Annotated in this window: 18 protein-coding genes; 10 read left to right on the top strand and 8 right to left on the bottom strand. The window is 40.1% G+C overall.

All coding sequences use genetic code 11. The features are described from left to right. Nucleotides 1-9: 9 nt before the first annotated feature. Nucleotides 10-1,125, top strand: coding sequence for an adhesin (locus JI723_RS12635; RefSeq protein ID WP_272579602.1), 1,116 nt, complete (start codon nucleotides 10-12; stop codon nucleotides 1,123-1,125). A gap of 70 nt (nucleotides 1,126-1,195) precedes the next feature. Here JI723_RS12635 and JI723_RS12630 read toward each other — a convergent pair whose 3' ends face one another. Further along, entirely contained in the window at nucleotides 1,196-1,954 is a 759-nt protein-coding gene (locus JI723_RS12630) for a YadA C-terminal domain-containing protein (RefSeq protein ID WP_272579603.1), read from the bottom strand. A gap of 522 nt (nucleotides 1,955-2,476) precedes the next feature. Between JI723_RS12630 and def the strand changes: the two genes are divergently transcribed. Next, entirely contained in the window at nucleotides 2,477-2,980 is a 504-nt protein-coding gene (def, locus tag JI723_RS12625; protein WP_070926119.1) for a peptide deformylase, read from the top strand. A gap of 161 nt (nucleotides 2,981-3,141) precedes the next feature. Here def and fliT read toward each other — a convergent pair whose 3' ends face one another. The 3 genes from fliT to fliD are packed head-to-tail and all read right to left on the bottom strand — an operon-like array spanning nucleotide 3,142 to nucleotide 5,346. Then, nucleotides 3,142-3,531, bottom strand: a complete 390-nt coding sequence (fliT, locus tag JI723_RS12620; RefSeq protein ID WP_319068551.1) for a flagellar protein FliT — start codon at nucleotides 3,529-3,531, stop codon at nucleotides 3,142-3,144. Further along, on the bottom strand, nucleotides 3,521-3,919 hold the full coding sequence (gene fliS / locus JI723_RS12615; protein ID WP_070926123.1) for a flagellar export chaperone FliS: 399 nt from the start codon (nucleotides 3,917-3,919) through the stop codon (nucleotides 3,521-3,523). Before fliS ends, fliT begins: the two co-directional genes overlap by 11 nt. 5 nt (nucleotides 3,920-3,924) lie before the next feature. Then, nucleotides 3,925-5,346 carry a flagellar filament capping protein FliD gene (gene fliD / locus JI723_RS12610; RefSeq protein ID WP_337979417.1) on the bottom strand — a complete coding sequence of 474 codons (1,422 nt, stop codon included), beginning with the start codon at nucleotides 5,344-5,346 and terminating at the stop codon, nucleotides 3,925-3,927. A gap of 324 nt (nucleotides 5,347-5,670) precedes the next feature. Here fliD and JI723_RS12605 point away from each other — a divergent pair, with 324 nt between their 5' ends. The 3 genes from JI723_RS12605 to JI723_RS12595 all read left to right on the top strand — a co-directional run bounded on the left by JI723_RS12605 (nucleotide 5,671) and on the right by JI723_RS12595 (nucleotide 9,458). Next, nucleotides 5,671-7,002 (top strand): FliC/FljB family flagellin, encoded by a 1,332-nt coding sequence (locus JI723_RS12605; protein WP_337979416.1) that lies wholly within the window; start codon nucleotides 5,671-5,673, stop codon nucleotides 7,000-7,002. 349 nt (nucleotides 7,003-7,351) lie between these two features. After that, nucleotides 7,352-8,518, top strand: coding sequence for a FliC/FljB family flagellin (locus JI723_RS12600; protein ID WP_337979415.1), 1,167 nt, complete (start codon nucleotides 7,352-7,354; stop codon nucleotides 8,516-8,518). A 214-nt stretch (nucleotides 8,519-8,732) separates the two neighbouring features. Further along, a complete protein-coding gene (locus JI723_RS12595) occupies nucleotides 8,733-9,458 on the top strand; it encodes an RNA polymerase sigma factor FliA (protein WP_081335884.1) in 726 nt (241 codons plus the stop codon). Between the two features lie 263 nt (nucleotides 9,459-9,721). Here the strand turns inward: JI723_RS12595 and JI723_RS12590 are convergent, their stop codons facing one another. Continuing rightward, nucleotides 9,722-10,339, bottom strand: a complete 618-nt coding sequence (locus JI723_RS12590) for a bifunctional 4-hydroxy-2-oxoglutarate aldolase/2-dehydro-3-deoxy-phosphogluconate aldolase (RefSeq protein ID WP_140182393.1) — start codon at nucleotides 10,337-10,339, stop codon at nucleotides 9,722-9,724. Nucleotides 10,340-10,341: 2 nt separating this feature from the next. Then, nucleotides 10,342-11,295 carry a 2-dehydro-3-deoxygluconokinase gene (kdgK, locus tag JI723_RS12585; protein ID WP_337979414.1) on the bottom strand — a complete coding sequence of 318 codons (954 nt, stop codon included), beginning with the start codon at nucleotides 11,293-11,295 and terminating at the stop codon, nucleotides 10,342-10,344. A gap of 281 nt (nucleotides 11,296-11,576) precedes the next feature. Between kdgK and kdgR the strand changes: the two genes are divergently transcribed. Beyond that, nucleotides 11,577-12,362: a DNA-binding transcriptional regulator KdgR gene (gene kdgR / locus JI723_RS12580; RefSeq protein ID WP_337979413.1), complete on the top strand. Its 786-nt coding sequence runs from the start codon at nucleotides 11,577-11,579 to the stop codon at nucleotides 12,360-12,362. A gap of 262 nt (nucleotides 12,363-12,624) precedes the next feature. After that, a complete protein-coding gene (locus JI723_RS12575) occupies nucleotides 12,625-12,981 on the top strand; it encodes a hypothetical protein (protein WP_337979412.1) in 357 nt (118 codons plus the stop codon). A 55-nt stretch (nucleotides 12,982-13,036) separates the two neighbouring features. On the opposite strand, the gene JI723_RS12570 is transcribed toward JI723_RS12575, so the two are convergent. Beyond that, nucleotides 13,037-13,954, bottom strand: a complete 918-nt coding sequence (locus JI723_RS12570) for a chitinase (RefSeq protein ID WP_337979411.1) — start codon at nucleotides 13,952-13,954, stop codon at nucleotides 13,037-13,039. 182 nt (nucleotides 13,955-14,136) lie between these two features. Beyond that, nucleotides 14,137-16,179 carry a choline transporter gene (locus tag JI723_RS12565; protein WP_070926157.1) on the bottom strand — a complete coding sequence of 681 codons (2,043 nt, stop codon included), beginning with the start codon at nucleotides 16,177-16,179 and terminating at the stop codon, nucleotides 14,137-14,139. Between the two features lie 209 nt (nucleotides 16,180-16,388). On the opposite strand from JI723_RS12565, the gene betI reads away from it, so the two are divergent. From betI to betA, 3 genes are read left to right on the top strand one after another with little or no spacing between them, the layout of a single operon-like run. Further along, nucleotides 16,389-16,985, top strand: coding sequence for a transcriptional regulator BetI (gene betI, locus JI723_RS12560; RefSeq protein ID WP_272579614.1), 597 nt, complete (start codon nucleotides 16,389-16,391; stop codon nucleotides 16,983-16,985). A 27-nt stretch (nucleotides 16,986-17,012) separates the two neighbouring features. After that, a complete protein-coding gene (gene betB, locus JI723_RS12555; protein WP_272579615.1) occupies nucleotides 17,013-18,488 on the top strand; it encodes a betaine-aldehyde dehydrogenase in 1,476 nt (491 codons plus the stop codon). Between the two features lie 39 nt (nucleotides 18,489-18,527). Next, nucleotides 18,528-20,195 carry a choline dehydrogenase gene (gene betA, locus JI723_RS12550; RefSeq protein WP_337979410.1) on the top strand — a complete coding sequence of 556 codons (1,668 nt, stop codon included), beginning with the start codon at nucleotides 18,528-18,530 and terminating at the stop codon, nucleotides 20,193-20,195. Nucleotides 20,196-20,324: the final 129 nt, after the last annotated feature.

Genomic DNA, 20,324 nt, shown 5'->3' with positions numbered 1-20,324 from the left:
CATTTTATTATGTTGGATTTAAAAGGTACTATTCCTACACACTGGTTGCAGTCTTTTCATAAAAAGAAAATTTGGTGTAGTTTAATTTCATTGGGTAGTTTATTGCTTCCATCAATTGCATTAGCAAACTACGCCCCGATGATCCAAGACCCAAATGATGGATATTTAATTCAGCTCGCTAGCAATAGTTCCATAGCTTCTACCCCTGTGGTTGGTTCTGATGGTAAAAACTATTATCGTGTGGGTAGCCCGATAGTGATTAATGGTAGCGGTCCTTCTGTTAGCGTAACAGGCACAGCAAGGTGTATTGGTAGAACATGGGGGGGAATGAGCACAAATATTGGTAGTGATAGTGCTTACCATAGGCTATTTATATATGCACCTTCAGCGGGGACGACGGTCGATGGTAAAACAGGTTATCGCGTTAATAGTAATGTCGTGATGACAGTTGATAGTAAAATGCTCAATTGGTTGAATATTACAGGTGCTACTGCTTGTGCTAATGCTTCGAGTGGATCGACACAGTCAGCCTCTGGTTTTGCAGTACAATTTCCAATTACAGTGACATTTTATATTAATGAAAGAATTATTGATGGTCAGGTAGTTATTGCTTCTATGCCACTTGGGGGCTATGTACGTGCATTTATGAGCCCTAAAACGCCTCCAACATACACATCTTGGCCATTAGGTGAAACCACAGTACCAATGCGATTACTTTCTTCAACATTAAATGTAGGTTCTTCTTGTACAACCATGACCAGCACGGGACTAGCGGGCACAGTTAACTTACGTCATGGGCAGTTAAATACGCTAAATTATGACAGTGTAGTCACAGAGAAAGTCACCTATAACTGTAAATTTTCCATGTCAACAAAAGTTAGATTACGTCTCGATTATGCTACCGACGGCGACCCACAGAAACGTTTGCCGATGACCAGTAGTCAAAATAATAAAATTTATAGCGATTTGAGCATGACCGATGAAATAACCGGTCAAACGGGAAAAGATTTTAAAGTTGATATTAAAGATTTAAGAACCATTAAGATAACCAGTCATATTCAAGGCAGTAATGCTGTAGCAGGTGACTATAAAGGCTCCGCTTGGCTGATAGCGACATTTGATTAAGTTGTCTTTTATTTATAAATAGTGCCAGTCAAGGCACTATTTTTACTTACGAATAACTAGAAATAATGGATTACCAGCCAATCGCAACGCCAGCACCAACAACTGCACTGTCTGAATTATTCCAAGAGACAGAACTACGTAAGTTAACGTTTTCTTTGATTTGATATTGCGCCCCGACAGCGACAGCATTGCCATTACGGTAGTTACCTAAACCAGCACCAAGGCTAAAGCGTGTATTCATAGCATAAGGAATATTCGACATCGCAGCGACGGAAGCGATGCCTGAATTCGCTTGTTTAGTCGTTTTGCTGATTTTTTTCTCCATTTGAGAAAAATGAGCCGTATTTTCACTTTGAGCTTTATTAAAGTCTTCACGAAGAACGGTAAGTTTTTTTACATTTTCAGAATGCTTTTTATGATATTTTTTATCAGCTAAATCAATTTTATCATAAATATGAAGGTTGTTATGAGAAATAGCCTGTTGAGTATTTTTATCGATTTCTGACATCTTGGGCTCTAGCTCACGATATATATCTTCCATATCTTGATTGATTATTTTATAGATGTGGTCTTCTAAAGTAGATGGTGGATCGGTAATCAGTTTATTATGGTTGCCAAAAAGAGTTCGCAGACGATGCTCTTCATATTTTTTCATCACTGCTTTTTTATGTTCTATAGACGGTTTTTCAGTTGGTATTTCCGATAATGTTTCTGAGATAGCAACAATTGGCTCGATGAGAATAGAAGAAAGAGGTAACGCGAACGAGGTAGTTGATAACGAAGAGGTTAGTATCAATGTAAGTGAACTAACAATAAATCCTTTTTTCATTATATATCCTATATAAATTAATCAAATCTACTTTGCATTCTTTGCCGTAGATTCATTATGTTATACTGGATTTCACCAAGCAAAAACTCAGTAATAACGCATCATTAAATCGTGAATAGTGATTATTTCTTATTAAGCCAAATAATAAGGGAAATATATTCATCTAATTAATTGCTTCAATGTCTAATTATTGCGTTTTAAAGTTATTAAATAGTTAATCAACGACGACGTGGATCTGCGGTGATAAATTACCTGACGTTGGCTAAAGCACGAATACAATGAAATTCATTGTAGGAAGGGTAATAAACAGAAGTTGTCATATATAAGCTAATTTATTTAGCCCCCATTAATTGTTTTTTAGCGTGTTTTTTTTACGATAACATGTTATTTTTCTGTGAAATTTTATTTCGCTGTGTTTTTGATATTGGCAACAATGCCATTTTTTGCATCTTATCGTAAATTTAAACAGACGATAATGAGTTATAGCTTAAGTCAAGAGTGTGATTGAAGGATCTTTGAATTATGGCAGTAAGAGAGATTATTGAGATACCGGATGAAAGGCTGCGAGTACACTGTCACCCTGTGACTGATGTTGCTGCGGTACAAGGTTTGATCGATGATTTATTGGATACTATGTATAGCACCGATAATGGTATTGGTTTGGCGGCGACTCAGATAGGTGCATCGCAATCGGTGATGGTGATTGATATTTCTGAAAACCGTGACCAACCGATGGTGTTTGTTAATCCTGAAATTATTGAAAGTGAAGGGGAAACTAGCTATCAAGAGGGTTGTCTATCTGTCCCTGAAATTTACGCAGATGTTCCACGTTTTCAACGTGTTAAGGTCAAAGCATTAGATAGAGACGGCAATGAATTTATCGTCGATTCCGATGAGTTTTTAGCTATCGTGATGCAACATGAGATTGATCATCTACACGGTAAAGTGTTTCTTGATCATTTATCAACATTGAAACGTAATATGTTATTGAAAAAGCTAAAAAAACAGCAACGATTAAAGCAATAATTGAGTAGGCTCCATTGTTTCTACCCTAAATAATTCGAGATGTAATCAATAAGTGTATGTGACTAGTGCGGGAGAGCAACGTCACCATGCCTTAATCTAAACGGCTACAGCTTGATGTGAAGTGGTTATGAAGTGTCAGGTAGGGCGCCTGACACACATAACTACTCAAGAGGCTTTATTGTTTTTGGCGTGTCTGGCCAATTAAATTGGCCATAGCTGTTATTCAGTGCCCGAGTTTGATCTAATTGTTTAATTTCTTTACTTAAAAAATCTAGATGCTGCTGTAAATAGGTTTTGGTTACGCGTTCATTTTCAATGATTTGCTGCAACATTATCACTAATTCATTTGTGATGGGGTGTTGCGCTCCGAGCTCATGTGACAATTGCGTCAAATTTTCGACAGCATGGACATACTCTGTTTCGCGGGCGATTAACTGTTCCCACTCTTTTGCTTGTGCCAGTGCGACTAAATTTTCACTTAATACTAAAACATCACGGTAGATTTCATGTAAATCGATAGATTTATGACTATTCACCTGTTTATATTTCATCCACATTTGCTCCGATTTGCTGCCAAGTTGACGCAAGATCGGAGAGTAATTGGTAAACTTCTTGTATATAGGCCACATTATTTTCAAGGTTAGCCTTGAGTAAGCGGATCACCATGTAGTCATAAAGGCTCGCTAAATTATCCGCAATTTCACCACCTGCATCATGATTTAGCGCATGTTTTAAACCAGTATCAATGATATCAATTGCTTTGGAAAGTTCTTTACCTTTCGCGGCAATCTCATTTTGCTGCATAAAAATCTCAGCGCGTTTCAGGGCGCTTAATGCGCCCTTATATAAAATACTGATGAGTTGATAGGGGGTAGCGTTGATAATTTCACTTTCTATATCAACTTGTTGATAAGCTTGTTTTGCTTTTTGTTGGTACATATTAATTAACCTAAGAGTCTACCTAAAGAATTACTGGTACTAGTGAGCGAGTTCATCATTTTATCGAGATTTTGGAACTGACGGCGGTAGCCGTCCATAGTGCTTTCGATTTGTTTATTGGTTTGTTCAATACGTTTATCGAGGCTTTTCTTTTTCTTTTGCAGGCCATCAGTGGCGTTATGTATTGTTCCTTCTTTGTTATCAAGGGTCTTTTTCAAATATTCGAAGTTCTCAGTACCAAAACCCGTTTCTTTGCCATCGCCCATAAAGAAGGTTTTGACGCTAGCAGCGTTTTCTTTTAATGCTTCTTCAAACTTTTTATTATCGATCTCTAATGTACCGTCTAATTTTTGTTTGATCCCCAGTTTATTCAGAGTATCAATTTCACCACTTTGTTGTGCCGCTCGAACATGGGTACGCAGTTGGCTTTGGATCCCACGCAATGTAGAGTCACCAATGAGCGGGCCATTGGTTTTATCAGGTTCAGAGCCTTTATCTGTCGGTGTATATTTGGTTAGCTCAGTCGCTAGAGTTTGAAATTCATTATAGGCATCGACCCACGCTTTGATTTTAGCTTTAGCGGGTTCGATGTCGGAGGAAATAATTAAATGATCAGTTTTTGATGCTTCAGTTTCTTGTTTAAGCGTTAAGGTGAGACCAGGAAACAGGTCTTTCGCTTCATTGGTCTGTGATTCAAGTTCAAAGCCGTCGATGATTAATTGCGCATTTTGCGGTGCAACTTTTTGCTCCATATCAGGTGCGCCATTGATGATGACTTTATTATCTGCACCTAATTCTGATTTAACATTCATTAGGTTAGCTAGGTCATCATCACCGTCCACCTTGATATTGATACGGTGATCGGTACCTTCTTTTTTGGAGGTAAAGACAAGGTGATAATTATTGGTTTTATCTTTAATGATTGCCGCACTCACATTACTGTCTGTTTTATTAATTGCATCAGCAATTTCAATTAATGAAGTGTGTTCATTATCTAACTTAATAATGATGGGTTTTTTTTCAGCGGGTTGAGTAATGGTGATAGTCCGTTCTGCATTACCATTACCGAGTAGTTTTTTATTATCACTCAGACCCTTAGTAGCTATAGTTTGTGCTTTAGCTAAATTTTTAACCACAACATCGTGTACACCTGCAACCGCTTTTCCATCTGTTTTAACATCAAAGCTTTTATAGTCACCATTAACTTTAGTGGTACTGATATCACCATATTTTTTTAGATCTTCAGCGGCTTTTTTTAATTTCTCCAGTGATGATTGCATTTTGCCATAGGCACTGATTTGCGCATCATAGCTGGCTTTCTGTGTGGTTAATGGTTCCAAACGGCGCTTTTCAACCGCTTCAATTTGGCTCATTTGATTATTTAAATCTAAGTTAGCCCCGATACCGAGTGTCGCTATACCAGCCATGAATATCTCCTAAAAATGTTCTCGTTCAGAGGTTATCGGCGAGAAGCGCGGAAATCTTAGACTATATACACAAATAGTGATGGCACGAGTTAGCGACAGAAAGCAGCGTATTTATTTCTATTGGTGATAAATAAGTGGGTTTTAGCACTCATTTTGCCGTGTAAATCATTATATAAATTAAAGATATATGCATTTAGATGAAAATATTGAAATTAATGATTAAAGCAATTTTTAATCCTGCCGATAAATGTTTTGACGAATTAATCATTAAGAATAGGTGGTTAATTCAATATATAATATATATGAATAGAAAGGGTTTATATAATGTCACAAGTTATCAATACCAATATTTTGTCTCTGAATACTCAGAATAATTTGAATAAGTCACAAAGTGTGTTGGGAACCGCGATTGAGCGCCTATCTTCTGGCATGCGTATCAATAGCGCAAAAGATGATGCAGCAGGTCAAGCGATCGTTAACCGTTTTACGGCTAATGTTCGTGGTTTAACTCAAGCTGCACGTAATGCCAATGACGGTATTTCAATGGCGCAAACCGCTGAAGGTGCGGTTAACGAAATTAATAATAACTTACAACGCATTCGTGAGCTGACGGTACAGGCGAAAAACGGTTCAAACTCTGAATCGGATATTAAATCACTGCAAGAAGAGGTGTCTCAACGTTTAGCAGAAATTGATCGTATCTCTGCTCAAACCGATTTTAATGGTAATAAAGTGCTGAGCAAAGAGGGTGAGATGAAAATCCAAATCGGTGCACTGGATAATCAAACCATTTCATTAGATTTTAAAAAGATTGATAGTTCAGTACTAAAAATCGATGAGGTGGATTTATCGAAGAAAGGGCAAATTGGTAATGAAATCAAAAAACTCAATGAAACTGCTACGGCGGATATAGCCGCAGTAAAATATAAAGCAGGCACTGATGAAAAACTTTATAACGTCAAAGGTACGACTAATGAGTTTTATGTTGAAATTGATAAAACGGCAAGTGGTGGCGGTAAAGAATATTATAAAATTGATAAATCTAAAATTGATACAACTTCAGGGAGCGTTGATATATCGGGAGTTACCCAAGAAGCAACGGCTCCGACAACAGCAACAACTTTAGGTACCGAAATCGCTGATGGGGCTGTAGCTATTGCCGCAGTACCAGCCAAAGCCGCCATTAAACTAGATGCTGGACAAGAACTGTTCCAAAAATTAGAAACTGATGGCAGTGTAGCTACTGATAAATTCTTAATTAAAAAAGATGATCAGTATTTTGAAGTTAGCAGAAGCGACTTTGATGCCACTTCAGGTAAGCTGAGTTCAGCTATTGTTGCTACTAAGCTTGACCCAACGAAGGCGATTACGACCGATATCCATGATGAGCCATTAAAAGCATTAGATGAAGCGCTGAAAACCGTGGATAGCATGCGCTCTACATTAGGTGCGGTACAAAACCGTATGGAATCAACCGTCACAAACCTTCAAAATACCGTTGTTAGCTTGAGTGCTGCACGTAGTCGCATTCAAGATGCGGATTTTGCTACTGAAGTGTCCAATATGACCAAAGGGCAAACTTTACAACAAGCCGGTATGGCGGTGTTAGCACAAGCTAACCAAACGACTCAAAGTGTTCTAAGCCTATTACGTTAATTTAAGTCTCTGGTTATCTCAGGTTAGGCACTCTGACTTGAGGTAACTTTTATTTTATTGATTACACCAATGCACTTCTCATACCGACATTTCTTGCTATAAAAAGACCTTATCTTTATCACCTTTGCTAAAACACCCACCAATTAAACTATAAATCTAAAGCATTCGGAAAATAAATATCTTATTGTTATTCATGGTAATTATTATTTGCTTTGTTTTATTTCGGAAATTATTTGTTGAAAACCCTAAAGGCCTTTTTGCTGCCGCCGATAATCATATTCGTGGCAACAATGGAATGGCTTAATAAATCAGCCTTCCTTATTATTATCGAATAACAAGGACTTATATCATGGCACAGGTCATCAACACTAATGTTCTGTCTCTGACAACACAAAATAACTTAAACCGTTCACAAGGTGTACTGGGTACCGCAATTGAGCGTTTGTCTTCCGGTTCACGTATCAACAGCGCAAAAGATGATGCTGCGGGTCAGGCGATTGCTAACCGTTTTACATCTAATGTTAGAGGTCTGACTCAAGCTTCTCGTAACGCTAACGACGGTATTTCAATGGCGCAAACCACGGAAGGCGCATTGAACGAAATCAACTCTAACTTACAACGTATTCGTGAGCTGACTGTTCAAGCAAAAACCGGTTCTAACTCTGAATCAGATATTAAATCGATTCAAGAAGAAGTCGATCAACGTTTAAAAGAAATCGACCGTATTTCTGAACAAACTCAATTTAACGGTGTTAAAGTTCTGAGCGGCGAAAAGCCAACTATGACTGTACAAGTGGGGACTAACGATAAAGAAAAAATCAGCTTTGATCTGAAAAAAGTCGATAGCTCAACGTTAAATGTTAAAGGTTTTAAAGTGGGAGCTGAGTCTTCTGCTATTAGAGAAAGTGATTTAACAGAGAAAAAAGCTGCTGATATTGCAGCAGCAGACTCAGATGGTAAGGTTGCAGCTGACTTAGGAAAAGTCACTGTTAACTATGCAGGTAAAGAACAAAAAGATGTTGCTGTAACTAAAGCTTTTACAGATAAAGACGGTAATTATTATGTAACTGCAACCGTTAAAGACGATAAAGGCGCAGATAAGTCAGTGACCTTTAAAGCAGATGAACCTGTTGTGACTAACCCTGCTGATGCGACTAATGCGAAAACTATTCAATTTAAAGCAGGTGCTGAAGTTGAAATTCTAGCAAAAGGCTCAGCTGAAGAAAAAGCAGCAGAGAAAGCAGAACAACAACTGAAAGATCTCGATGACGCAATCAATTCAGTTGACGGTATGCGTTCTTCACTGGGTGCGATCCAAAACCGTTTCCAATCAACAATCAACAACCTGAACAACTCAGTCAACAACCTGAGTGCTGCACGTAGCCGTATCGAAGATGCTGATTTTGCTACCGAAGTATCTAACATGAGCCGCGGTCAAATTCTGCAACAAGCAGGTACTGCAGTGCTGGCACAAGCAAACCAAGTTCCACAAGGTGTTCTGAGCCTGTTGCGTTAATTTTTACTCCCTTTCTATTCTATTCTACCGAAGGCCAGATATTTCTGGCCTTTTTTATCTTGTTTAGAATGTAATTAAGAAGGTGGATCTTTATACGGTTTTTATTTGGGTTAGGTAAAATAGCGCCAATTTACCCCATTACTCTACGGATTGAATTATTAAGCAACTAGCATAATAAATACCTTTGTATAAGTCTTAAAGGGTGATGCCGGTTGTGAGTGATTTATATACTGCCGAAGGTGTAATTAATAAAAATAGCCTGTGGGAGCGTTATTATCCGCTAATACGACATGAGGCCCTTAAACTGCAAGTAAGACTCCCTGCGAGTGTTGATATTGATGACTTGATCCAAGCGGGCGGCATTGGTTTATTGCATGCATTAGAGCGTTTTGATGTCACGCAAGGTGCGTCATTTGCGACTTATGCAGTACAGCGTATCCGTGGTTCAATGCTCGATGAGTTACGTAGCCGAGACTGGGCGCCGCGCAGTGTACGCCGCCAAGCACGCGAAATGGCAAAAGCGATTGGGGAATTGGAGCAATCCTTAGGCCGTACAGCCACAGAAAGTGAAATTGCAGATGCATTGCAAATCGATATTGTGGAATACCGCCAAGCGTTACTTGATACCAATAATAGCCAACTATTTTCCTATGATGAGTGGCATGAAATTCACGGAGAAAGTTGTGAACCCACCATGGATGAAAACGAGGGGGGAAATCCATTCAATCTATTAATGGAAGCCAATATACGCTCACAAGTAATTGAAGCAATTGAACAATTACCCGAGCGCGAAAAATTGGTACTCACCCTTTATTATCAAGAAGAGCTAAATTTAAAAGAGATTGGGGCTGTACTGGAAGTGGGGGAGTCGCGTGTTAGTCAATTACATAGCCAAGCAATAAAACGACTGCGCGGCCGTTTAAAATCGCTCACGGAATAAACAAGAATGCGGCAATCTGCCGCAGATAATTTAATATCCAGTTAAATCGCTTTTACACCGATATAGTTAACGGATCAAATGACTTTAGAGCTTAATTGGTTTACTCATTCTATAGGGCAATGCTCACTTTTCCTGTTGAGAGAGATCATTTTTGATGGAATGGATTAATGTGTCATTAAAGCGATAGCAAACGAGATGATTGAATAGACTGGGGGCAAATAATGGCTTCCTACGGTTTCATTTGCAGAAAGCCATTATCATCGTTATAAATTAGCAGCCTCAGCAATAAGTTTACCGAGCTCATCCCAGCTTTCACTGTCTATTAAGTGATTAGGCACCATCCATGAACCACCACAAACCAATACAGATGGTAAGGCAGTATAATCTTTAATATTTTTAGGGCCGATCCCACCAGTAGGCATAAAGCTCACTGGATAAACCGCGCTTAATGCTTTTAACATCGCAACACCGCCTGAAGCTTCTGCGGGGAAGAATTTAACGGTAGTTAAATTAAATTCTAATGCTTGTTCAACAAGACTCGGGTTGTTCAGACCAGGAATGATAATGACATTTTTTTGTTGGCAGTAAGCAACGATTTTAGGGTTAAAACCTGGACTCACAATAAAATCAACCCCAGCTTCAATAGCTTGATCGACTTGCTGAGTTGTTAATACGGTTCCTGCACCGATTAAGATTTCAGGGTAAGCTGCACGCATGTTTTTAATCGCTTGAACCGCCGCTGAGGTACGAAACGTCACTTCAGCACAAGGTAAGCCATTTTCGACTAATGTTTTAGCAAGCGCTGCGCCATGCTGTGCATTATTAATAGTAATAACGGGAACAACACTGATTTTTTTTAATTTCTCAATTAATCGATTCATGATTACGCCTTTTGGGATTGATTTAATGTCATTTGGGGCATGGCATCGTTAGGGATAATGGCACCGCGATGTTGGATCACTGTCCCAGCAAGAAGATGACCTGTACTGGCAGCTTCGGCAGGTGTTCCTCCTAAAATGCGACAAGCCAGATAGCCTGCACTGAAAGAGTCACCCGCAGCAGTGGTATCAACAACATTGCTCACTTGATCCGCAGGGATCTCTTGTTGTTGATTATCGATAACGATATAGCAGGGTTTTTCGCCTCGTTTAATGATGATTTCATTGACGCCATATTGTTGAGCACGAGTAATAGACTGATTTTCATGCTGATCGCCATATAGCAGTTGCTCATCATCAAAGGTCAAGAAAGCCATATCTGTCAGCGCAAGCATATGTTGATAAGCCGCTTGGGCAGCTTCAATAGACGGCCATAATGCAGGACGATAATTATTATCAAAGATAATTTCCGCACCAGATTGGCGCGCCGTCTCAAGTAAAGTAAACAATAAATTGCGCGTGGGTTCAGGTAAAATAGCTAAGCTAACACCGCTTAGGTAGATGAATTGTTGTTGGTTGAGTAATTGCTGAGTGTCAGATGCGGTTTGTTCATTCAACCAATATTTAGCTGCTGAATTATCGCGCCAGTAGAAAAAACGACGCTCGCCATCTGCTGAGGTTTGAATCAAATACATGCCGGGCAGGTGTCTATCTGAGATAACAACGTGATCGGTATTGATGCCTTCTTTTTGCCAGCTGGTTAACATTTGCTGGCTAAAAGGATCTTGCCCAAGCCCAGTTAAATAGCGTGTCATCACACCGAAAGAAGCGGTGAGGCGAGCAAGGTAGAGTGCAGTATTGAGCGTATCCCCTCCAAAGGTTTGTTTAAATAATTCCCCTGATTTCTGTAACTCAACCATGCATTCACCGATAATGGCAACTTGTAGAGTTTTAGCCATGTTTGTTTACCACCTGCATTTTATTGTCATTCTAAAAATCATCATTGAATGGTTGTCATTAAAGCCCATTTTTTAGGTAACTTCAATAAAAATGAAACAGTGTTTTAAAAAAATCGAATCGCTGTTCTTGTTTTTTATAAGGGGGTTCTCTATGCTGTGTAGCAGTCAATAAAATGGCATATACTCGTCGTGCTTCAAGTCGCGGAGCTTTTCGTTAAAGGGCGGTGATTGCCACCTATCTGCAACTTGAATTATTTTGAGTCTATAAGGAATGGTTAATAATGACGGATAATGTCACGCAAACAGACGCGGTATCTTCTGTAGTGAAAGTATTCAGTATCCTGAGCGCATTAGGAGAGCAAAAAGAGATCGGGGTATCTGAACTCTCCCAACGCTTATTCATGTCAAAAGCGACAACTTATCGCTTTTTACAAACCATGAAGCAACTGGGATATGTGGTACAAGAAGGGGAAGCGGATAAATATTCTCTGACACTTAAATTATTTGAATTAGGTGCTAAATCGCTAGAGTATGTTGATTTAATTGAAATTGCTGATAAAGAAATGCGCCATATTGGTCAATTAACTCATGAGGCATTACATCTTGGTGCATTTGATGATAATGCGATTATTTATATTCATAAAATTGATTCTAGCTATAATTTACGCATGTATTCGCGAGTTGGACGACGTAATCCTTTGTATTGTACCGCTATTGGTAAAGTGCTGTTAGCTTGGCAAGATGAAGAGATTGTCAAAGGAATATTAGAACAGATTGAATTTGTTAGAAAAACAGAGACGACATTATTGAATGCAAATCAGCTAACGGTTGAATTAGCGATGGTGCGAGAACAAGGTTACGCAGAGGATAGAGAAGAACAAGAGCTAGGGTTACGTTGTGTTGCCGTGCCTATTTATGATCGTTTAGGGCAAGTTATTGCAGGATTATCAATATCTTTCCCAACTATTCGCTTTGATGAACAACAACTAGACGATTATGTGAGTTTATTAAAGGTGGCGGGATGTAATATTTCTGAGATGATGGGGTATCATAATTACCCATTATAGTTGCGGTGTTGTTGAGTATGCTCATTTGCCGGCTCACTGTATTTTGAATGATTTAAAGCCTCGAAGGCTATTATCCATTAAACTTTGTGTGGTTAACAGTTTAGTCATAAAAAAACAAATAAAATCAATCGATTGAAATTTGATGAAAATATCATTCATCTGTTGATAAATCGTCCATTAATGCGAGTTTTTTTAAGATAAAACTCGCCATTTCATTCGTCATATCTATAATTTTTGATAATTTTATTATCAAGATATGATTATGTTTAAAAGCTTATTAATATTCAGCATGTTTATTATTTCCGTTCCAAGTATGGCAACGGATTATACCTTCAAAGAAAAGTCTCCCGCAGATCGCGTATATAGTGAAAACTATCAAGGTATTGATACTGTCAAACAGCAACAACGTTTCGTTTTTGATCCTAAAAAGAAGATCCCTGAAGCGGAGCGTCATTATGAAGATTTACTGGCTGAAAAGCAGCAACAAGGTAATACTTGGGGAAATTGGAATAATGATCTCTGTCATCGCTCTGTTGTCACCAAGGGATGTACTGGTGAACCTACATGGCTGCATGATCCTGAACAGCTCAAACAGATGATTGAACAAGCAAGGAAATAAGGAAAGGCGCGATAGTGCCTTTCCTTAGGTTTTCATAACTCATCATTTAAATTGATTATTTAAGAGCATTGACAAAGCGTTCCGTATATTCAAAATCCTTGGTTTGTGCTGAGTTTCCTGAGTAGGACGCTGATGCTGATTCACCAACGCCAACTCTATCGCGGGTTAAACTCCATATTGAAATTAAGTTCACTCCATTGGTTTTTGCAAAACTACTTAGGGTATTAATATCATCAAAGTTAAATATAGATTTATCATCATTAAGGCCGATCATTGGTGTGACTTGTACTAAATCATATAGCTCCGTATCTGTCAGTGTTGGGTAGTAAATTTTTAATTGGTTTTTTAGACTGCTTGCTACATCAACCGCTGCTTGTCCCATATTTTTATCAGTTCCTTGACCATAATCCATTGCCATACCATTAACTTTCATTTTTAAACCCGCATTAACGGATTTTTGTACTAAGGCTAACCCTTTTGTAACAAGGCCATATGGCATGACCGGTAATGTGAGACTTAAAACGATATCAGGGTTATTTTTCATGATGGTGACTAATGCGCTAAAAGCTTTATCGGCATCGTATAAATCATTTTCGAAATCAAAGTCCAGTTGTGAAGCGCCAAGCGTATCAATCACGTCTTGGTAGGTGGCAATAAGTTGCTCAACGGTTTGTCTAACTGAAATATCATAGTTAGCAGCCCCTCCAAAGGACACTATCACTTTGATATTGGCATCAATCAAGGCATCACAAAATGGTTTAGCCCAAGAGATAGGCATACTTGAGTATGCTCCCCATGCAGCATTATTATTCGCATCCGCAGTTAAAAAAGCTAAGTAAACACCATCAACGCCTTTACTGATCGCAGCTTGGCTATATTTAGGGTTTGGTTTACCGTTGGGGGAAAGTGGATCATTCCAAATCGCATCAACAGTCACATCAAAATAAGGTGAAAACAGTGTTTTTTTCATCATCATTTCTCTTTCAATAGCGGAAATTTTTCCTGCTTACATTGGGTCGTTAACGATAAAATTACGCCATATTCATTGGTTAAATGATGAAGACATTAATGACTTGTCATGAAATTTATTGGAAAAACGTGCAGGCCGTTGCAAGCCTAAAAAGGACTCAAACGAGTCCTTTTTAGGTAGTACGGTTAGTTAGTTTCAGGGAAAGTTAGTGTTGAACCGGGGGCTTCACGGCTTAAGTGAATAAAGTTAAGGTGTTTTTCATATTGATCTAAGATATCACTGATCACTTGTTCTTTAGTAAAGTCCATTAAATCATTACCTTGAGTTCCTTCCCATAAAAAGGTTTCTAATCGGTAATAGTGTGATTTCCCTGAGCGTGCTCGATAGGTGAAACCCGGTACTGAATAGCGTTGAGGCCAAATTTGATAAATAAAGTTTTGCTCTTCAACTAAATCGACAACCAGCTCTAAATGGTTTAATCGCTCATCTGCAACCGGTGGAAGGCTATTAAATTCAACCTTTGCACCCCGCAGTGATAGCTCTTTTGCCACTTCTTGCATGGCCGGTACGCACACAAGATCGAGCATCCTTTGGGTATAAGTGGTTCCAGGGAAATTCATCACTCGACCAAGGCGCTGTTTCCAGTTTAATTTGCCATTGCCATATAAAGGCGCAGGTGCGCTGGTCGTTAATGAACTGACACGTCTAAAATCTTCAACTTTTAATGACTTATATAGACCCGCCATGATAAAGAAAATCACAAAACTAAATGGTAAACCCATGATCACGGTCGTGTTCTGTAAAGCAGAAACACCATCGGTCATCAACATACCAAGGGTTAATAAACCGATGGCGATTGACCAAAAAATACGCAACCAGTTTGGCGCATCATTGTTAATATCGCTTAAATTAGAGGTGAAATTACCAAGTACTAAGGAGCCTGAGTCAGCAGATGTCACGTAAAATAACAAGCCAGTGATGGTGGCGACAGAAGCGGTTAAGCCAAAACCCGGGTAAAGCTCAAGTAGTGAGTAAAAGCCCTTCTCGGGAGCGGCAAGAACGGTTTCGGCGAGCGCTTTATTACCATGAATGATTTCATAGAGTGCGCTATTACCAAAAATGGATAGCCAAAGCAGGGTGAATACAAATGGAATGATCAAGGTGCCAATAACGAATTGGCGTATAGTGCGTCCGCGGGAAATACGTGCAAGAAAGAGCCCTACAAATGGTGACCATGCAACCCACCACGCCCAGAAAAAGAGCGTCCAGCTATTCATCCAATCCGTTGGTCTATCAAAAGCGAAGCTGTTAAGGGTCATACCCATAAAGCGGTTAATATAGTCGCCGACATTCAGTACTAAGGCATTGAGTAAGAATTCAGTATCACCAACAAAGAGAATAAATAAGATCAAACCAAAAGCCAGTAACACATTTAGCTCAGATAAAACGCGGATCCCTTTATTAACCCCTGAAGTTGCTGAAATTACAGCCATAATAACGGAAAGTAGGATCAATCCACCTTGAGCGGCCAGCCCCTGTGGGATATCGAATAGGACTTTCAACCCATAGTTAAGCTGTACAACACCGATGCCTAATGTGGTTGCAATTCCAAAGATGGTACCAATAACGGCGGCAATATCGACGGTGTGGCCAATTGGCCCGTAAATTCGTTTACCAAATATAGGATATAGCGCGGAGCGAATGGTTAAAGGTAAATTATATCGATAACTAAAATACCCCAGAGCGATCCCCATCAATGCGTACATAGACCAGCCCGTCAGGCCATAGTGGAATAGGGTCCACACCATCGACTGACGGGCTGCTTCTAATGTTTGCCCTTCGCCAGTTGGCGGTAGCATATACTGTGTCACAGGCTCTGCTACAGAGAAGAACATCAGGTCAATACCGATCCCTGCTGCAAATAACATTGCAGACCAACTGAGCACACTGAATTCAGGCTTAGATTGCTCGGGCCCTAACTTGATATTACCAAACCGTGAGGTGGCGATAAAAATCACAAACACGATATACAAGGTTGCTGCTAATAAATAATACCAACCAAATGTTTTGGATACCCAGCCTAGCGTGGCAACGATCCATTGATTGGCGGTTTCGGTCATGAGTATGGTGAAAAATGAAAACGCTAGGATTAACCCAGCGGAATAGAAAAAAACCACAGAATTCAGTTTGTCTTTCTGCTGATTTTTTGGACTGTTTTGAGTTGTCATCGGCAGTTCCACAATTTTATTTGTTTAAAAGTTAAAAGTTGCATTCTTTACTAACTGTTTGAATTTTTAGCAAAGATTCAAATTTTCACGGCTATCCTCTCCTTACGTTTGTAAAATCTTTGTGATAAAATATAGTTAATATTGATTGAATGTTCAATTAAAAAAAAGTTTAATAATAGTGTTCACTGTATTTTTTAGGTTTAGAGATCATGCCGAAGATAGGAATGCAATCGATACGTAAGCAGCAGCTAATTCAAGCCACACTTGAAGTGATTAATGAGGTTGGAATGCAGGAAGCTAGCATCGCATTAATTGCTCGCAAAGCGGGAGTATCAACAGGAATTATTAGCCATTACTTCCGCGATAAAAATGGTTTATTAGAGGCCACAATGCGCCATATTCAGTACCAGCTCGGTTTTGCTGTTGCAATGCGTTTAAGGATGTTGAGTCATGCCGAGCCTAAGCAACGCATTCAAGCTATTGTGGAAGGTAACTTTGATCCTTCACAGATCAGTGAAGCGGCAATGAAAACATGGTTAGCGTTTTGGGCAAGCAGTATGCATCAACGCAATTTAAATCGCTTACAACAGGTCAATGATAGACGGTTATATTCAAACTTAAGTTATGAGTTTGCGCGTGTGCTGGATAAGCAATCGGCACGTATGGCTGCAAAAGGCCTAGCAGCGTTGATTGATGGGATTTGGTTACGTAGCGCGTTAAGCAACGAAACATTTCCACTACAGGATGCATTAACCATTACCAACGAATACATCGATATGCAATTTGAACGACATGGTCAGAGCTAAGCCTTAGCTTTAATTGAAGGAGATATTATGCACCAATCCCAATTACATAAACTCTATATCCACGGTGGATATGTGGATAGTTCACAACCTGAGTGTGAGCAGTTTGATGCAATTAACCCAGCAAATGGTGAAGTGATCGCACGTTTACAATCAGCTAGCCATGAAGATATTAATTGGGCGGTGGAAAGTGCTCATCAAGGGCAAAAAATTTGGGCGGCAATGACGGCAATGGAACGTTCACGTATTTTGCGTCGAGCCGTTGATTTATTGCGTGAACGTAACGAAGAACTCGCTCAACTTGAAACATTGGATACAGGTAAACCGATATCAGAAACCCGTTATGTCGACATTGTAACAGGTGCAGATGTGTTGGAGTATTATGCAGGTCTGATCCCCGCTTTAGAAGGGGAGCAGATACCTTTGCGTGATAGCTCATTCGTTTATACACGCCGTGAACCACTGGGGGTTGTTGCTGCGATTGGCGCATGGAATTACCCTATTCAAATTGCTCTGTGGAAATCGGCTCCCGCCTTAGCTGCTGGTAATGCAATGGTATTCAAACCCAGTGAGGTCACCTCATTAACTGCACTTAAATTAGCTGAAATTTATACCGAAGCAGGCCTACCCGCTGGCGTATTTAATGTTGTTACTGGTGGCGCCGAAATTGGGCAATGGCTATCAGAACATTCAGGTATCGCTAAGGTTTCGTTTACAGGTGGTGTTGCGACAGGCAAAAAAGTCATGGCAAATGCATCTGGCTCGACACTTAAAGAAGTGACAATGGAGCTAGGTGGTAAATCACCCTTGATCATTTTTGATGATGCCGATCTCGATATCGCCGCAGATATTGCCATGATGGCTAATTTTTACAGCTCAGGGCAAGTCTGTACTAATGGGACGCGAGTGTTTGTGCCTGAAGCATTAAAACAGAAATTTGAAGCTAAAATCCAACAACGTGTAGGGCGTATTCGAATTGGTTCGCCGGTTGATCCTGATACCAATTTTGGACCACTTGTCAGTTTCTCTCATATGGAAAATGTCTTGCGCTACATTGAGATAGGTAAACAGCAAGGCGCTACATTACTGTGTGGGGGGGAACGTTTCATTGAAGATGAGTTTGCTCAGGGAGCTTACATATTGCCTACTGTCTTTACCAACTGTACAGATGATATGCGGATCGCCCAAGAGGAAATTTTTGGCCCTGTGATGAGCATTCTCAGTTATCAATCGGAAGATGAAGTGATTGAGCGAGCGAATAATACATTATATGGACTAGCAGCAGGGGTGGTTACCCGTGATATATCACGTGCTCACCGAGTCATTCATCAATTGGAAGCGGGTATTTGTTGGGTTAATACATGGGGCGAATCACCGGCTCAAATGCCTGTTGGCGGTTACAAGCACTCAGGGGTTGGGCGTGAAAATGGCTTAGTCACATTACAAAATTACACTCAAATCAAATCCATTCAAGTTGAGCTCGAGGAATTTTCATCCGTATTTTAATCACTTATTTTTAATTTGACTGAAACAGAGGAGATAACAATGGTCTATGATTACATTATTATCGGTGCTGGTTCAGCCGGTAACGTTCTCGCTACTCGCCTGACAGAAGATCCTGATGTTACTGTGCTGCTCCTTGAAGCTGGAGGACCGGACTATAGGTTCGATTTTCGCACTCAAATGCCGGCGGCATTAGCATATCCGTTACAGGGTCGCCGTTATAACTGGGCTTATGAAACGGAGCCTGAACCTCACATGAATAACCGCCGTATGGAATGCGGCCGAGGCAAGGGGTTAGGCGGCTCTTCGTTAATCAACGGTATGTGTTATATCCGTGGTAATGCATTAGATTTCGATGAATGGGCTAAGGCGCCTGGGTTAGAGGATTGGAACTATCTCAATTGCTTACCGTATTTCCGTAAAGCGGAAACGCGAGATATCGGTGAAAATAGCTATCATGGCGGTGATGGCCCCGTCAGTGTGACGACGCCAAAGCAAGGTAACAATGTGTTATTTCATGCGATGGTTGAGGCTGGTGTACAGGCGGGTTATCCGAGAACCGATGATCTTAATGGTTACCAACAAGAGGGTTTCGGCCCGATGGATAGAACGGTTACCCCGAAAGGCCGTCGTTCTAGTACTGCGAGAGGCTATCTTGATCAGGCTAAGGCACGTAAAAACTTAACTATTATCACCCATGCGACCACTGATTTGATTGAGTTTGAGTCGAAAAAAGCGACGGGGGTGCGTTTTTATCAAGGAAACAGTAAAAACGCGGTTCAAGTTAAGGCGCGTAAAGAGGTGTTATTATGCGCTGGTGCGATTGCTTCACCACAGATATTACAGCGTTCTGGTGTGGGGCCTGAAGAGGTTCTAAAACAGTTCAATATCCCTATCGTACATTCGCTTCCTGGTGTTGGCGAAAATTTACAGGATCACTTGGAGATGTATTTGCAATATGAATGTACGCAACCCGTATCGCTATACCCTGCATTAAAATGGTATAACCAACCCGGTATTGGGGCAGAATGGTTATTTAAAGGCACTGGTATAGGGGCGAGTAATCAGTTTGAAGCTGGCGGTTTTATTCGTACGAGCAAAAAGTTTGCTTGGCCAAATATTCAATTCCATTTCTTGCCAGTCGCAATCAACTACAATGGCAGTAATGCCGTTAACGTACATGGTTTTCAAGCTCATGTTGGCTCCATGCGCTCCCCTAGTCGTGGACGTGTAAGGTTAAAATCAACGGATCCTTATCAACATCCAAGTATCTTGTTTAATTACATGTCATGTGAACAGGATTGGGAGGAGTTTCGTGCAGCAATTCGTATCACGCGTGAAATTATGTCTCAGCCTGCATTAGCACCTTATCGAGGTGAAGAAATTAGTCCTGGTAAGTACGTTCAAACGGATGAGGAATTGGATGCTTTTGTGCGTGAGCGCGCAGAAACCGCATTTCACCCTTGTGGGACGTGTAAAATGGGAAATGATGAGATGGCGGTTGTTGATGGTGCAGGTAAAGTGCATGGCCTTGAAAATTTAAGGGTAATTGATGCATCGATTATGCCGTTGATTATTACAGGCAATTTGAATGCGACAACTATTATGATCGCAGAAAAAATAGCGGATAAAATCCGTGGACGGGCGCCTCTTCCCACAAGCCAAGCGGATTATTATGTTGCTGGTGAAGCCGAAACACGCCAAATCTGATGAGTTTACGAAAAAAGCCCTCTATAAAAGAGGGCAAATAAATCGAAAACGAGAACATCTGTATAACATTTATTTTTTACCTACCAGAGCAGACCAGTACACTCGTGCTTAGGTAAGATAAAATATTGG

Origin of the sequence: Providencia manganoxydans (assembly GCF_016618195.1) — a bacterium.
Taxonomy (GTDB): Bacteria; Pseudomonadota; Gammaproteobacteria; order Enterobacterales; family Enterobacteriaceae; genus Providencia; species Providencia manganoxydans.
The sequence above is the reverse complement of the archived record's forward strand: the minus strand, read 5'-3'. Positions and strand labels throughout refer to the sequence as shown.

Excerpts from the sequence above, each read along its gene's own strand:
- JI723_RS12600 (WP_337979415.1), top strand. The coding sequence starts at position 7,352 with ATGGCACAGGTCATCAACACTAATGTTCTGTCTCTGACAACACAAAAT.
- betI (WP_272579614.1), top strand. The coding sequence starts at position 16,389 with ATGCCGAAGATAGGAATGCAATCGATACGTAAGCAGCAGCTAATTCAA.
- JI723_RS12565 (WP_070926157.1), bottom strand. The coding sequence starts at position 16,179 with ATGACAACTCAAAACAGTCCAAAAAATCAGCAGAAAGACAAACTGAAT.
- JI723_RS12570 (WP_337979411.1), bottom strand. The coding sequence starts at position 13,954 with ATGATGAAAAAAACACTGTTTTCACCTTATTTTGATGTGACTGTTGAT.
- JI723_RS12590 (WP_140182393.1), bottom strand. The coding sequence starts at position 10,339 with ATGAATCGATTAATTGAGAAATTAAAAAAAATCAGTGTTGTTCCCGTT.
- fliT (WP_319068551.1), bottom strand. The coding sequence starts at position 3,531 with ATGAAATATAAACAGGTGAATAGTCATAAATCTATCGATTTACATGAA.
- betA (WP_337979410.1), top strand. The coding sequence starts at position 18,528 with ATGGTCTATGATTACATTATTATCGGTGCTGGTTCAGCCGGTAACGTT.
- betB (WP_272579615.1), top strand. The coding sequence starts at position 17,013 with ATGCACCAATCCCAATTACATAAACTCTATATCCACGGTGGATATGTG.
- fliD (WP_337979417.1), bottom strand. The coding sequence starts at position 5,346 with ATGGCTGGTATAGCGACACTCGGTATCGGGGCTAACTTAGATTTAAAT.
- JI723_RS12630 (WP_272579603.1), bottom strand. The coding sequence starts at position 1,954 with ATGAAAAAAGGATTTATTGTTAGTTCACTTACATTGATACTAACCTCT.
- JI723_RS12635 (WP_272579602.1), top strand. The coding sequence starts at position 10 with ATGTTGGATTTAAAAGGTACTATTCCTACACACTGGTTGCAGTCTTTT.
- def (WP_070926119.1), top strand. The coding sequence starts at position 2,477 with ATGGCAGTAAGAGAGATTATTGAGATACCGGATGAAAGGCTGCGAGTA.
- fliS (WP_070926123.1), bottom strand. The coding sequence starts at position 3,919 with ATGTACCAACAAAAAGCAAAACAAGCTTATCAACAAGTTGATATAGAA.
- kdgK (WP_337979414.1), bottom strand. The coding sequence starts at position 11,295 with ATGGCTAAAACTCTACAAGTTGCCATTATCGGTGAATGCATGGTTGAG.
- JI723_RS12605 (WP_337979416.1), top strand. The coding sequence starts at position 5,671 with ATGTCACAAGTTATCAATACCAATATTTTGTCTCTGAATACTCAGAAT.
- JI723_RS12575 (WP_337979412.1), top strand. The coding sequence starts at position 12,625 with ATGTTTAAAAGCTTATTAATATTCAGCATGTTTATTATTTCCGTTCCA.
- kdgR (WP_337979413.1), top strand. The coding sequence starts at position 11,577 with ATGACGGATAATGTCACGCAAACAGACGCGGTATCTTCTGTAGTGAAA.